This window comes from Blastococcus sp. MG754426 (genome assembly GCF_021699055.1).
Classification (GTDB): Bacteria; Actinomycetota; Actinomycetes; order Mycobacteriales; family Geodermatophilaceae; genus Blastococcus.
The window spans coordinates 16,959-29,508 of sequence record NZ_SSXC01000014.1 but is presented as its reverse complement, the minus strand read 5'-3'; the positions used below and the strand labels follow the sequence as shown (position 1 = coordinate 29,508).

Annotated in this window: 14 protein-coding genes; 11 read left to right on the top strand and 3 right to left on the bottom strand. The window is 73.8% G+C overall.

Features of this window, described 5'->3' with window-relative positions:
- Nucleotides 1-97 precede the first annotated feature (97 nt).
- The 7 genes from paaA (at nucleotide 98) to E9549_RS07435 (ending at nucleotide 5,392) form a co-directional block, all read left to right on the top strand.
- Nucleotides 98-1,072 (top strand): 1,2-phenylacetyl-CoA epoxidase subunit PaaA, encoded by a 975-nt coding sequence (gene paaA, locus E9549_RS07465; protein WP_236825904.1) that lies wholly within the window; start codon nucleotides 98-100, stop codon nucleotides 1,070-1,072.
- Nucleotides 1,069-1,434, top strand: coding sequence for a 1,2-phenylacetyl-CoA epoxidase subunit PaaB (paaB, locus tag E9549_RS07460; RefSeq protein ID WP_374201419.1), 366 nt, complete (start codon nucleotides 1,069-1,071; stop codon nucleotides 1,432-1,434). The genes paaA and paaB overlap by 4 nt, the downstream gene beginning before the upstream one ends.
- Nucleotides 1,435-1,481: 47 nt before the next feature.
- Nucleotides 1,482-2,393 (top strand): 1,2-phenylacetyl-CoA epoxidase subunit PaaC, encoded by a 912-nt coding sequence (paaC, locus tag E9549_RS07455; protein ID WP_236825903.1) that lies wholly within the window; start codon nucleotides 1,482-1,484, stop codon nucleotides 2,391-2,393.
- Complete coding sequence (gene paaD, locus E9549_RS07450) at nucleotides 2,390-2,896, top strand: 1,2-phenylacetyl-CoA epoxidase subunit PaaD (protein ID WP_236825902.1); 507 nt, start codon at nucleotides 2,390-2,392, stop codon at nucleotides 2,894-2,896. Before paaC ends, paaD begins: the two co-directional genes overlap by 4 nt.
- Complete coding sequence (gene paaE / locus E9549_RS07445) at nucleotides 2,896-3,972, top strand: 1,2-phenylacetyl-CoA epoxidase subunit PaaE (protein ID WP_236825901.1); 1,077 nt, start codon at nucleotides 2,896-2,898, stop codon at nucleotides 3,970-3,972. Before paaD ends, paaE begins: the two co-directional genes overlap by 1 nt.
- Before the next feature lie 355 nt (nucleotides 3,973-4,327).
- On the top strand, nucleotides 4,328-4,999 hold the full coding sequence (locus tag E9549_RS07440; protein WP_255715045.1) for a GAF and ANTAR domain-containing protein: 672 nt from the start codon (nucleotides 4,328-4,330) through the stop codon (nucleotides 4,997-4,999).
- Nucleotides 5,000-5,125: 126 nt separating this feature from the next.
- Nucleotides 5,126-5,392, top strand: coding sequence for a hypothetical protein (locus E9549_RS07435; protein WP_236825899.1), 267 nt, complete (start codon nucleotides 5,126-5,128; stop codon nucleotides 5,390-5,392).
- On the opposite strand, the gene E9549_RS07430 is transcribed toward E9549_RS07435, so the two are convergent.
- The 3 genes from E9549_RS07430 to E9549_RS07420 all read right to left on the bottom strand — a co-directional run bounded on the left by E9549_RS07430 (nucleotide 5,389) and on the right by E9549_RS07420 (nucleotide 8,311).
- Nucleotides 5,389-6,210 (bottom strand): GAF and ANTAR domain-containing protein, encoded by an 822-nt coding sequence (locus tag E9549_RS07430; protein WP_236825898.1) that lies wholly within the window; start codon nucleotides 6,208-6,210, stop codon nucleotides 5,389-5,391. The genes E9549_RS07435 and E9549_RS07430 overlap by 4 nt on opposite strands.
- A 74-nt stretch (nucleotides 6,211-6,284) precedes the next feature.
- Nucleotides 6,285-7,121: an MBL fold metallo-hydrolase gene (locus E9549_RS07425; RefSeq protein WP_236825897.1), complete on the bottom strand. Its 837-nt coding sequence runs from the start codon at nucleotides 7,119-7,121 to the stop codon at nucleotides 6,285-6,287.
- Nucleotides 7,122-7,381: 260 nt separating this feature from the next.
- Complete coding sequence (locus E9549_RS07420; RefSeq protein ID WP_236825896.1) at nucleotides 7,382-8,311, bottom strand: LysR family transcriptional regulator; 930 nt, start codon at nucleotides 8,309-8,311, stop codon at nucleotides 7,382-7,384.
- A gap of 85 nt (nucleotides 8,312-8,396) precedes the next feature.
- Between E9549_RS07420 and E9549_RS07415 the strand changes: the two genes are divergently transcribed.
- The 4 genes from E9549_RS07415 to E9549_RS07400 all read left to right on the top strand — a co-directional run bounded on the left by E9549_RS07415 (nucleotide 8,397) and on the right by E9549_RS07400 (nucleotide 12,537).
- Nucleotides 8,397-9,395: a cyclase family protein gene (locus tag E9549_RS07415; RefSeq protein WP_236825895.1), complete on the top strand. Its 999-nt coding sequence runs from the start codon at nucleotides 8,397-8,399 to the stop codon at nucleotides 9,393-9,395.
- A 9-nt stretch (nucleotides 9,396-9,404) separates the two neighbouring features.
- Complete coding sequence (locus E9549_RS07410) at nucleotides 9,405-10,535, top strand: FAD-dependent monooxygenase (RefSeq protein ID WP_236825894.1); 1,131 nt, start codon at nucleotides 9,405-9,407, stop codon at nucleotides 10,533-10,535.
- Nucleotides 10,536-10,630: 95 nt separating this feature from the next.
- Entirely contained in the window at nucleotides 10,631-11,569 is a 939-nt protein-coding gene (locus E9549_RS07405) for a VOC family protein (protein WP_236825893.1), read from the top strand.
- Nucleotides 11,569-12,537 (top strand): fumarylacetoacetate hydrolase family protein, encoded by a 969-nt coding sequence (locus E9549_RS07400; RefSeq protein ID WP_236825892.1) that lies wholly within the window; start codon nucleotides 11,569-11,571, stop codon nucleotides 12,535-12,537. Before E9549_RS07405 ends, E9549_RS07400 begins: the two co-directional genes overlap by 1 nt.
- Nucleotides 12,538-12,550 lie beyond the last annotated feature (13 nt).

The window sequence follows — 12,550 nt, the reverse complement described above, 5'->3', positions numbered from 1 at the left end:
CCTCGCCCGCGCCGTCCCGCCGGGCGCTTGTGCCCGGGTGCGACCTGGGTCACACTATTCCTGACCGTTCGGTCGGTAAAGAGCCCGAGGAGCACCCATGCCCGCCCCCACCCTGGACCGGCAACCGGCCGGGTCGCCCGACGAGGCCGCCCTCCAGCAGCAGTTCGCCGCCACGATCGCCGCCGACCGCCGCATCGAGCCGCGGGACTGGATGCCCGAGGGCTACCGGAAGACCCTGGTGCGGCAGGTCGCGCAGCACGCCCACTCGGAGATCATCGGCATGCAACCCGAGGGCGACTGGCTGCTCGCCGCGCCCAGCCTGCGGCGCAAGGCGGTGCTCCTGGCCAAGGTGCAGGACGAGGCCGGGCACGGTCTCTACCTGTACTCGGCGGCCGAGACCCTGGGGGCCGACCGCGCCGACCTCACCGACAAGCTGATCGAGGGCCGCCAGAAGTACAGCTCGATCTTCAACTACCCGACGCCGTCCTACGCCGACGTCGGCGTGATCGGCTGGCTGGTCGACGGCGCGGCGATCTGCAACCAGGTGCCGCTGTGCCGCTCCTCCTACGGGCCCTACGCCCGGGCGATGATCCGGGTCTGCAAGGAGGAGTCCTTCCACCAGCGGCAGGGCTACGAGCTGCTGATGACGATGATGCGGGGCACCGACGAGCAGCGGGCGATGGTCCAGGAATCCGTCGACCGCTGGTGGTGGCCCTCGCTGATGATGTTCGGCCCGCCCGACGACGAGAGCCCCAACACCGCGCAGTCGATGGCGTGGGGCATCAAGCGGCACACCAACGACGAGCTGCGGCAGCGCTTCGTCGACATGACCGTGCCCCAGGCGCAGTTCCTCGGCGTCACGCTCCCCGACCCGGACCTCGCCTGGGACGAGGAGAGCGGCCACTGGCGGTTCGGCGCGATCGACTGGGAGGAGTTCAAGCGGGTCCTCGGCGGCCAGGGGCCGATGAACGACGTCCGCATCGCCCGGCGGCGGGCCGCGCGCGACGACAACGCGTGGGTGGTCGAGGCCGCCACCGCCCACGCCCGCAAGCACGAGGCGGTGCCGGCGTGAGCGAGGTGACCGCGGCAGGGGGCCACGGCGCGGTCCCGACGGGGCCGGAGGTGCCGGTGGAGCCGCGCCCCCGGGCGGTGCGCCGCGACTGGCCGCTGTACGAGGTGTTCGTCCGCGGCAAGCGGGGGCTCAACCACGTGCACGTCGGCTCGCTGCATGCGCCCGACGCCGAGATGGCCGTCGACGCCGCCCGCGACCTCTACACCCGGCGCAACGAGGGCGTGAGCATCTGGGTGGTCCGGGCCGCCGACATCACCGCGTCGAGCCCCGACGAGAAGGACCCGCTGTTCGCCCCGAGCGGCGACAAGGTCTACCGCCACCCGACGTTCTACGAGATCCCGGACGGCGTCCCGCACATCTGAAGGAGGACCCCGTTCCAGCACGTCACCGCAGCAAGGAGCATTTCGTCGTGGTCCACGAGGAGACGGTGTACGACGCGTTGGCGAACGCGCACGGGGAGGCGGGGCGCTGGGCGTTCGGCACCGGGTTCGACGACCCGCTGGCCGGCGTCGACACCACCGTGCCCGGCGGCATCGACCCCGCCGACCTCGGCACGTACTGCCTCATGCTCGGCGACGACGCCCTCGTGCTCGCCCAGCGGCTGACGGAGTGGGTCACCCGCGCCCCCGAGCTCGAGGAGGAGGTGGCGATCGGCAACATCGCCCTGGACCTGCTCGGCCAGGCCCGGCTGCTGCTGGCCCGCGCCGGATCGGTCGGTGTGCTCGGCCGCTCCCGCGAGCGGGCCGGCGCCACCATCCCGGACGAGGACGCGCTCGCCTACTTCCGCGACCCCGACGAGTTCCACAGCACCGCGCTCGTCGCCGCGCCCGACACCGATTTCGCGCAGGCGGTCGTCCGGCTGCTGGCCGCCGCCACCGTGCGGCTCGCGGTGTTCAGCCGGCTGCGGTCCTCCCGCGACCCGGTGCTCGCCGCCATCGCCGCCAAGGGCGTGCACGAGCTGGCCTACCACCGCGACCACGCCGCCCGCTGGGTGGTGCGCCTGGGCGACGGCACAGAGGAGTCGCACCGGCGCACCCGGTCCGCGGTCGACGCGGTGTGGCCGTTGCTCGCCGAGCTGTTCACGCCCACCGACGTCGAGACGCGGCTCGCCGCGGCCGGCGTGGCCGTCGACCCCGCCGGCGTGCGCGACGAGGTGCGCGACGTGCTCGGCCAGGTGCTCGGGCGGGCCGCGCTGCCGGTGCCGGCCTGGCCCGTGGGCACGCCCCCGCGGGGGCGCCGGGGGCAGCACGGCCCGGAGCTCGCCGAGCTGCTCGGCACCCTGCAGGGGCTCGCCCGGCAGCACCCGGCGGCGACCTGGTGAGCGCCGTGCCCCCCGACCCGCGCAGCGTCGCCGGACAGGTCACCGACCCCGAGCTGCCCACGCTCACCCTCGCCGACCTCGGCGTCCTGCGGGACGTCCGCACCGAGGCGGACGGCGCCGTCGTCGTCGAGATCACGCCCACCTACTCCGGCTGCCCCGCGATGGGGGTCATGCGCGCCGACCTGCTGCGGGCGCTGCACGAGGCCGGCTTCGGCGACGTCGACGTCCGCACCGTCCTCTCCCCCGCCTGGACCAGCGACTGGATCAGCGCCGAGGGCCGCCGCAAGCTCGCCGCCGCCGGCATCGCACCCCCGGGCAGCGCCCCGGTGCGCACCGACGGCCCCGTGCCCCTCCAGCTCGGTCCGCCCCGGCGCACCGCGGACTGCCCGCTCTGCGGCTCGCCCGACACCGAGGAGCTGTCGGAGTTCGGGTCGACCGCCTGCAAGGCGCTGCGCCGCTGCCGCAGCTGCCGGGAGCCCTTCGAGCACGTCAAGGAGATCTAGTGGACGCACCGACCCGCCGCCGGCCGCGGTTCCACCCGCTCACCGTGGCGGGTGTCGAGCGGCTCACCGACGATGCCGTGGCGGTCACCTTCGACGTCCCCCCGGAGCTGGCGGCCGACTACGCCTTCCGGCCCGGGCAGGCGCTCACGCTGCGCCGCGTGGACGGCGAGCGGGACGAGCGCCGCTCGTACTCCATCTGCGCGCCGGTGGGCGCCGCCCCGCGGGTCGGTGTCCGCGAGGTCCCGGGCGGCTTCTTCTCCTCCTGGCTGGTGCGCGACGTGCGCCCCGGCGACCGGATCGAGGTGCTGCCGCCCTCGGGCACCTTCACCGCCGACCTGTCGGTGCCCGGCGACCACGTCTTCGTCGTGGCGGGCTCCGGGATCACCCCGGCGCTCTCGCTGGCCGCCACCGTGCTGCGGGACGGCGAGTCGACGGTGACCGTCTTCTACGGCAACCGGCGCACGAACACCGTCATGTTCGCCGACGAGCTCGCCGATCTGAAGGATCGCCACGGCCCCCGGCTGCAGCTGGTGCACGTGCTCTCCCGCGAACCGCGCGACGCCGAGCTGACCAGCGGCCGGCTCGACGGCGATCGGCTGCGTGCGCTGGTCGGCAACCTGGTCGACGCCCCGCACGTCGACCACTGGTGGCTGTGCGGCCCGCACGGGATGGTGACCGACGCCCGGGCGCTGCTGGCCGAGCTGGGGGTGCCGCCGGAGCGGGTGCACCAGGAGCTGTTCTACGTCGACGACGTCCCGCCCGAGCCCGTCCGCGGCGACGAGGAGACCGTCGAGGGGCCCGGCGCGCAGGTGACCGTCGTCCTCGACGGCCGGTCCACCACGCTGACCCTCCCCCGCGGCGAGCCGGTGCTGGACTCCGCGCAGAAGGTGCGCGCGGACCTGCCCTTCGCCTGCAAGGGCGGTGTCTGCGGTACCTGCCGGGCGCGGGTCACGGCCGGTGCGGTGGAGATGCGGCGCAACTACGCCCTGGAGCCCGCCGAGGTCGAGGCCGGCTACGTGCTCACCTGCCAGTCGCTGCCGGTCACCGACGAGGTCACGGTCGACTTCGACGCCTGAGGATGCGGGGTCCTCTTCCGCGTCGCTGCCGTTCTCGGGCGTGAGTCCTGTTCGGCCCGGTGTTGGGGATAACGGTCGGCGTGGCGACGGTTGGCCGACCATGATCGGCGGCCGCTGCCCGGGAGGTCCCGGGTCGAGCGCGTACCGTCGCCCCCAGCGGCGATGCGCACTGCGTCGAGGCTGCGTCCAGCGACGGCGTACCCGCGGGGCCTGCGACAAGGTCCTGCTGCCGAGGTCACCCGCCCCCGGTGCAACGACCGGAGGCCCTGCCGTGGACGGCGCGCACACCCCCCAGCCCACCAGCACCACCGAGGCGCTCGAGCACCTCGGCCGGCTGTCGCTGCGCGAGCTGTCGATGGACATGTTGCTGCAGACGGTGGCCGACCTCACCCGGGCCGTCATGCCGGCCGAGCCGCACGTCTCGGTGCTGCTGCTGGTGAGGGACCGCCCCACCACCGTCGTCTCCACCGGTCAGCTCGCCGTCGACCTCGACGAGACCCAGTACCAGCGGGGCCACGGCCCGTGCCTGCACGCTGCCCGGACCGGCCAGCTCACCGAGATCCCCGACACGCGCACCGACACCCGCTGGCCGGACTACACGCGCCGTGCCGCCGGCCACGGCAACCTCAGCTCCCTCTCCGTCCCGCTGCTCGTCGACGGCGAGGCACAGGTCTCCGGGGCGTTGAACATCTACGCCGGCAGGGCCCGCGCGTTCGACGCGGACAGCCGGTCGGCCGCCACGCGGATCGGGCCGTACGCCGCGGTCGCGGCCGGCAACCTGCACGCCTACCAGAGCGCCCGGGACATGGCCGACAACCTGCAGCTCGCGCTGGAGACCCGCGCGGTCATCGACCAGGCCAAGGGCGTGCTGATGGAACGGCACAAGCTGACCGCCGACCAGGCCTTCCAGCTCCTGGCGCAGGCCTCGATGAGCGGCAACCGGAAGGTCCGCGACATCGCCGACCAGCTCGTGCTCACCGGCGAGCACCACGGCACGCCCCCGGCCAGTGGCCGCGGCCGTCGCTGACCCGTCGTCGGCCGTCGCCGCGACGACGCCCACCCCCACCGCCCTGAGCCACGGGGCTCCTCCTCGACCGGCGCGCCACCGGACACCCGGGTGCAGCAACCCGCCGCCGGACGCGCGAGGAACACGATGACCACGACCACGACCGACTGCGCCTGCCCCCTGACCGTCGTCGCCCGGTGCCTCGGCGGCCTGGCGCCGGACTCCCTCTGGTGGGCCTACCTGGAGTGCGGCGGCAACCGCTCGCGCGCGGACCTGACCGCCTACCTCGACGGGATCGCACGCTGGCCGGACCACGAGCACAACGCCCTGTCCCAGGCGCTCAACGAGGCCCTGTGGGACATCGGCAGCCCGAGCCTCGCCCCGATCCGCACGGGTGGCGACGTCCCCCGCTAGGAGGTCGGCCCGCGGTGCGAGCTCCCGAGGGTGCCGGTCTCCGCGAGCTGCTCGGCCACCTCGGCCAGCTTTCGGTTGGTCTCCTGGCTGACCCTCGCCAGCAGCGCGAAGGCCATGTCAGGCGTGACCTTGTAGCGCTCCATCAGGATGCCCTTCGCCTGCCCGATGACGTCGCGGTTGGCCAGTGCGGTGGTGACGTGGTTGAGGTCCCGGGCGTCGGCGAGGGCGATCGCGGCGTGGCTGGCGAACAGCAGCCCGACCCGCTCGGACTCGTCGGTGAACGCCCCGGGCCGGCGGGCCATGAGGTTGAGCGCCCCGAGGTCGCTCTCGCGGACGAAGAGCTGGAAGCAGAGCATGCTGGCCATCCCCAGCTCCGCCGGTGCCCGGCGGGCGAGCTCCGGCCAGCGGGGGTCGGTGGCCAGGTCGTCGACCCGCACGGTGACCTGCTCGTACATCGCGTCCAGGCACGGCCCCTGGCCGACCTCCTGCTGCAGCTCGTCGAAGCGCCGCGCGCGCTCACCGGTGGCCGCGGCCGACACCACCCGCCGGCGTCCCTGCACGAGGCTGACGGTGGCCTCCTCGGCGCCCGGGACCGTGCCGGCGCCGGCCGAGACGATGTGCTCCATGACCGCCGTCGCGTCGTTCTTCTGCTGCATCTCGCGCGCCAGGTCCGACAACCGCTGCGTCAGGTCGTCCCGGACGGCCTCCCCGGACGCGTGGGCCGAGGGCTGCCCCCGGCGTTCGGCGGGTGCCGCCTCCTCCCGCCGCGGACGTTCGTCACCGGCCGAGTGGCGCGGGTCAGGACGGCGGTGGCCCATGCCCGCAGCGTCGCACCACGGGGGGCCGCGGGGAACGCCCTCCGCCGCCCCAGGTGCCGGCGTTCCGGGCGGTGTCAGGCCGGGGTCCCCTCCCGCCCGCGCCACCGTGCGACGTCGGCCGCCTGCCCGGCGTGGATGTCCGCCACCCACTCCCAGCCCGGCGGCACCTTGGGGCCGATCCGCGGGTCGTCCGGCTCGCGGCCGTCCCGCAGGGCGGTGACGTACGCACGGTCCAGCTCGATCCGTGCGCGCGCCTGACCGCCGCCGCCGGCGGAGCCGTGCCCGGGGACGACGACGTCGGTTCCGTCCGCCACGCCCTCGAGCACCCGGAGGCCGGCCAGGTACTCCTCGACCGGGTCGTCGGCCCCGATCCACTCGTCGAGCATCGGGACGAAGACGTCGGAGAGCATGTCGCCCGCGACGAGCACGCGGGCGTCCTCGACCAGCAGCGCCGCGTGCCCCGGGGAGTGGGCCGGGTGCTGGAGGACCCGGACCCGGGGGCCGTCCCAGGGCAGCTGGGCGGTGCCGGCGGGCAGGCCGCTGATGCGGCCGTAGAGGTCCAGCGGCACCTCGTCGGCGATCTCCGGCGGCAGGCCCTCGGCGACCCGGGCCCGCCAGTCCGGCTGCGCCAGCAGGTCGCGCAGCACCGCCGCGCAGCGCGCCGTCCCGTACCGGGGCGCGTCGCCGAGGGCGGGGTGCCACAGCACGTGGTCCCAGTCGGGGTGGGTGGCGAAGCCGGTCACGACGCGCTGGCCCAGCTCGGCCAGGTCGCCGGCCAGGCACGCCATCTCGTCGTTCGTCAGGCCGGGGTCGACGAGCAGCACGCCGGCCGGTCCCCGCACGACGACGGCGTTGTTCTGCAGCAGCTCGCTCCGGTGGACGAGCACGTCCTCCGCGACCTCGGTCAGCACGGGAGCTCCTTCCGTCGGTCGCCCACCCCGCTGGGTCCGGCTGCGATCCTGCACGTGCCGCGGTCCGGGCGGGGGGTCCGCTCCCCCGCCGCTGCAGCGGACCGGTCGGTCCACTCGACCGCACGACGCCGGCACGGACCGGGACCGCGTGGCGGAGGCCGCGTGGACGGTGCCCACGCGGGACGTCCGCGCCCTCGCCGACGCAGACCTGCGTCGGCCCATCGGCCGGACCACCGACGAGCCCCACGGATCCACGGGCTCTATACGACCGCTTCCGGCTCCCCCATGGCCTGCCGGGCCGCCCGCGTCACGAGGTCACGCAGGTAGACGTGCTCGGGATCGTCGTCGTAGACCGGGTGCCACCACATCGCCTCGACCAGGGGGCCGATGTCGAGCGGCGGGGCGAGCGCCCGGATGCCGCTGTTGAGCGGCAACTGCTCGACGAGGTGGCGCTGCAGCAGTGCGATCCGGTCGCTGCCCGCGATCAGCCCGGGGACGGTCAGGAAGTTCTCCGTCACCACCTGGACGACGGGCTCGACACCGCGCATGCGCAGCTGCCGCTCGGCCGGGGTGGCCGCCGTGGGGCCGTGGAAGGTGACCACCCACGGCAGGGTCTCGAGGTCCGCCACGGTGAGCCCCCGGTCCACGACGGGGTTGTCGGCGGCGACCACGCACACCCAGTCGTCGCGGTACAGGTCGCGGTGCGACAGGCCGGTGACGAAGCCGTGCGGGAGGATCAGCAGGTCGGTGGTCAGCATGACCTGGTCGGCGCGGTCCACCGCCGCCGGGGTGTTCGCGGCGAGGCGGAGCCGGGCGTGCGGGGCCTCCTCGCTCAGCAGCGCGGCGACGGTGTCCCCCAGGACGGCGACCCAGTAGTCGCTCACGAGGAAGGTGAACTCGCGGGTCGACGACCGCGGGTCGAACTCCGGCTGGGCGCTGAACACCCGCTCCACACCGGAGAGCGCCATCCGGGCCAGTTCCTTGAGCTGCACCGCCAGCGGGGTGAGCCGGTACTCGTTGCCCACCCGCGTGAGCAGCTCGTCACCGAAATGCCGGCGGAGCCGGGCCAGGGAAGCCGACAGGGCCGGCTGGCTCAGCCCCATCTGCTGAGCCGCCCGCGTGACGCTGCGCTGCTGCAGGAGGGCGTCGAGCGCGACCAGCAGGTTCAGGTCCAGGCTCGCGAGCTGCATCCGCGCAGGCTATAGACGCCGTCGATGCCTGTCATCAGACATCTCCTCTTCCCTCACCCGTGTGGGCTGGCCCACTGTCGACAGCGTGCACGAGTCCCCGGAACCCCTCGACCGGACCGATCCCGAGGGCGCCATCGCCGCGGCCGCCAAGCGCTGCTCCAACTGGGGCCGGTGGGGCGCCGACGACGTGCTGGGCACGCTCAACTTCCTGGACGAGGCCAAGCGCGTCGAGGGCGCGCGGCTGGTCCGCCGCGGGGTGAGCTTCAGCCTGTCGCAGCGCTTCGACATGGACGGGCCGCAGAAGGGCTGGCGGCGCCGCACCAACCCGGTGCACACCATGCTCGACACCGGCACCGACGCCGAGCGCGGGGTGCAGGGGTTCCCGCACGGCATCGGCGGCGCCGACGACGTCGTCTCGATGCCCCTGCAGTGCTCGACCCAGTGGGACGGCCTCGGGCACATCTTCGACCACGGCATGGCCTGGAACGGCCGTCGCGCCGGTGACGTCGTGACCAGCCTGGGCGACTCGGTGACCGGCATCGAGACCACCGCCGGTCTCTTCGCCGGCCGGGGCGTGCTGCTCGACGTCGGCCGCGCGATCGGCACCGACGGGGAGCTGCCCGACGGCTTCGCGATCACCACGGAGCACCTCGAGGCGACCATCGCCGCGCAGGGCGACAGCGCCCGCGTCGGCCGCGGTGACCTGCTGCTCGTGCGCACCGGCCGGCTGACCCGCGCGCGGCGCGACATCGCCGAGGGCCGTGGCTGGGGCGACTACGCCGGCGGCGCCGCGCCCGGGCTGAGCTTCACCACCGCCGACTGGCTGCACGGCACGGAGATCGCCGGGATCGCCACCGACACCTGGGGCTTCGAGGTCCGGCCCAACGAGTTCGACGTCGCCTTCCAGCCGCTGCACCAGGTCGCCATCCCGAACATCGGCCTGTTCATCGGGGAGATGTGGGACCTCGACGCGCTCGCGGCCGACTGCGCCGCGGACGGCGTCTGGGACTTCTTCCTCACCGCCGCACCCCTGCCCGTGACCGGCGCCGTCGGCGCCCCGGTCAACCCGATCGCCGTCAAGTAGGAGCCCCAGATGCCCGCGGTCAGCAACGTCCTCGTCGTCGGCGCCGGTCTCGCCGGTGCCGGCGCCGCCATCCACCTCGCCGCTGCCGGCGTCGCCGTCGACCTGGTCGAGATCAAGCCCGAGGTCACCGCGCTCGGCTCCGGCATCACCCTGCAGGGCAACGCGCTGCGCGAGCTGCGCTCCCTCGGGGTGTGGGACCGGGTGCAGGACGCCGGGTACGCCTTCGACGTCACCGGCATCCGCGCCCCCGACCCGGACGGGACGGTGGTCGCCGAGATCCCCGACGCCAAGACGGGCGGCCCGGATCTCCCGGCCGTCATGGGCATGCCCCGCCCGGAGCTGGCCCGGATCCTCGCCGACCGGGCCGCGCAGGTCGGCGTGAAGGTCCGGTTCGGCACCACCTTCACCGAGCTGGCCCAGGACCACGACGGCGTCGACGTCACCTTCTTCGACGGCTCGACCGGCCGCTACGACCTGGTCATCGGCGCCGACGGCGTGCGGTCGTGGACGAGGCGGGCGCTCGGCATCAACCTGGACACCAGGTCCGTGGGCATGGGCATCTGGCGCGCCTTCGGGCCGCGGCCGGCCAGCGTCACCCGGACCGACCTCTACTACGGCGGCCCCTCGTACATCGCCGGCTACTGCCCGACCGGCGAGGACTCGCTGTACGCCTACATCGTCGAGGACGCCCAGGATCGCAGCGCCCTCTCCCCCGACGAGCAGCTCGCCACGATGAAGCAGCTGTCGCAGGCCTACCACGGCCCCTGGGACGAGATCCGCGAGACGCTGACCGACCCGTCCCGGGTCAACTACACCTGGTTCGAGACCCACGTCCTCGACGAGCCGTGGAACCGCGGCCGGGTCGTGCTCGTCGGCGACGCCGCGCACACCTGCCCGCCCACCATCGCGCAGGGCGGGGCGATGGCGCTGGAGGACGCCGTCGTCCTCGCCGAGCTGCTGGTCCGGCGCGAGGTGCTGGACCAGGAGCTCTGGGACGCCTTCATGGCCCGCCGCTACGACCGCGCCAAGACCGTCGTCGACGCCTCCAACCAGCTCGCCCAGTGGCAGCTCGAGCACGTGCAGGGCGACATCCCCGGCCTGATGCGCTCCGTCGCCGCCCTCACCAGCCAGCCCGCCTGACGAAGGCAGCAGGACCCCGTCCTCCTCCCCGCTCGCGGGCTCGCGGTGAGCCCCGGGACGGGGCCTGCGGAACCGACCTCCCTCAAGGAACCGAGATGAATCAGCGCCTGATCACCCACCTGCGGCACGTCGACCTGGCGGTGCCCGACTTCAAGAAGCAGCTCGACTTCTACTCCGGCACGTGGGGGCTGAAGACCGAGCACACGGACTCCGGGCTGGCCTTCCTGGCCGCCGAGGGCTCGCCGGAGCAGTACATCGTGCGGCTGCGGGAGGCGACCGACAAGCGGATCGACCTGATCTCCTTCGGCGCCGCCGACCGGTCCGACGTCGACACCCTGGCCGCTCAGCTCGTGGCCGACGGCGTCCGGCTGGTGCACGAGCCGACCGATCTGCAGACGCCCGGTGGCGGCTACGGGTTCCGCTTCTTCGACAACGAGGGCCGCACGATCGAGGTGAGCTCGGACGTCGAGGTGCGGCAGCACCGGAAGATCGAGGAGGGTGAGTCGATCCCCGTCCGGCTCTCCCACGTGGTCATCAACTCCGCCGACCCCGAGGGCACCCTCGCGTTCTACGAGAAGCACCTCTCGTTCGCCCTCTCGGACACGCTCATGCACCCGCGCATGGGCAACATGATGTGGTTCATGCGGACCAACGCCTGGCACCACAGCATGGCGATCGCCCGGGGCCCGCACCCATCCCTGCACCACGCCAGCTTCGAGATGCGCGGCATCGACGAGTACATGCGCGGCACCGGCCGCCTGCTGCGCGCCGGGGTGGAGAAGATCTGGGGCCCCGGCCGGCACCTGGCGGGCAACAACACCTTCAGCTACTTCCTCGACCCCCACGGCAACACCGTCGAGTACACGACCGAGCTCGAGGAGCTGGACGAGGACACCTGGCACCCCCACGTCTACGACTTCACCAACCCCGAGGTCAGCGACCAGTGGGGCACGGCGAACGCGATGAACGAGTTCGTCGCGCAGAGATCGTTCAACGACCCCGACAAGGGTCTGTTCGTGGCTCCCCCGGTCTGATGCGCTTCGCCACCTGGGAGACCGAGGGCCGCGTGCAGGCCGGCGTGCTCAGCGCCGCCGGCCTGCACGCACTCCCCGACGACCGCACGGTCCTCGATCTGGTCCGCGCCGGGCTGCCCGCCGCGCTCGAGGCCGGGGCAGCCGCGCTGTCCCGCCCCGCCGTGCAAGTGGAGTCGGTGCGCCTGCTGCCGCCGCTGCAGGCCCCGACCGTGCGCGACTTCGTCGCCTTCGAGGAGCACGTCGAGGGCGTCCGGAAGAGCATCGACGGCGCCGCGGGCGTGGTGCCCGAGTGGTACCAGGCGCCGACGTTCTACTTCACCAACCCCTACGCGCTGATCGGGGCCCACGACGACGTCGCCGTCCCGCCGGGGTCCGCGCGCTTCGACTTCGAGCTCGAGGTGGCCGTCGTCGTCGGGAAGGACGGCGCCTCGCTCACCCCCGAGCAGGCCCGCGAGCACGTGTTCGGCTACACGGTGCTCAACGACTGGTCCGCCCGCGACCTGCAGGCCCGGGAGATGAAGGTCAGCCTCGGCCCCGCCAAGGGCAAGGACTCCGCCACCACCCTCGGCCCGTGGCTGGTCACCGCCGACGAGCTGGAGCCCTACCGGGACGACGACGGATTCCTCGCCCTGGACCTGCGGGTGTCGGTCAACGGGGTGCAGATCGGCCAGGACCTGCTGTCCAACATGGGCTGGCCGTTCGAGGAGCTGATCGCCTACGCCTCCCGCGGCACGGAGGTGCGGGCCGGTGACGTCCTCGGGTCGGGCACCTGCGGCAACGGCGGCTGCCTCGCCGAGCTGTGGGGCGTGCGGGGCGACGCCGCTCCCCCGCCGCTCCGCGTCGGGGACGTGGTCGAGATGACCGTCGAGGGCATCGGCACCATCCGCAACCGCGTCGTCCCCGGCCTCGACCTCCCGCCCGTCGCGCCCGCGCGACCCCGCCCGCGCGCCCGCACGCGCACCCCCTGAGCAGAAGAGGACA

Coding starts and splice junctions, on each gene's coding strand:
- E9549_RS07435 (WP_236825899.1), top strand. CDS start 5,126: ATGACCACGACCACGACCGACTGCGCCTGCCCCCTGACCGTCGTCGCC.
- paaA (WP_236825904.1), top strand. CDS start 98: ATGCCCGCCCCCACCCTGGACCGGCAACCGGCCGGGTCGCCCGACGAG.
- E9549_RS07405 (WP_236825893.1), top strand. CDS start 10,631: ATGAATCAGCGCCTGATCACCCACCTGCGGCACGTCGACCTGGCGGTG.
- E9549_RS07420 (WP_236825896.1), bottom strand. CDS start 8,311: ATGCAGCTCGCGAGCCTGGACCTGAACCTGCTGGTCGCGCTCGACGCC.
- E9549_RS07430 (WP_236825898.1), bottom strand. CDS start 6,210: ATGGGCCACCGCCGTCCTGACCCGCGCCACTCGGCCGGTGACGAACGT.
- E9549_RS07440 (WP_255715045.1), top strand. CDS start 4,328: ATGGACATGTTGCTGCAGACGGTGGCCGACCTCACCCGGGCCGTCATG.
- E9549_RS07410 (WP_236825894.1), top strand. CDS start 9,405: ATGCCCGCGGTCAGCAACGTCCTCGTCGTCGGCGCCGGTCTCGCCGGT.
- E9549_RS07400 (WP_236825892.1), top strand. CDS start 11,569: ATGCGCTTCGCCACCTGGGAGACCGAGGGCCGCGTGCAGGCCGGCGTG.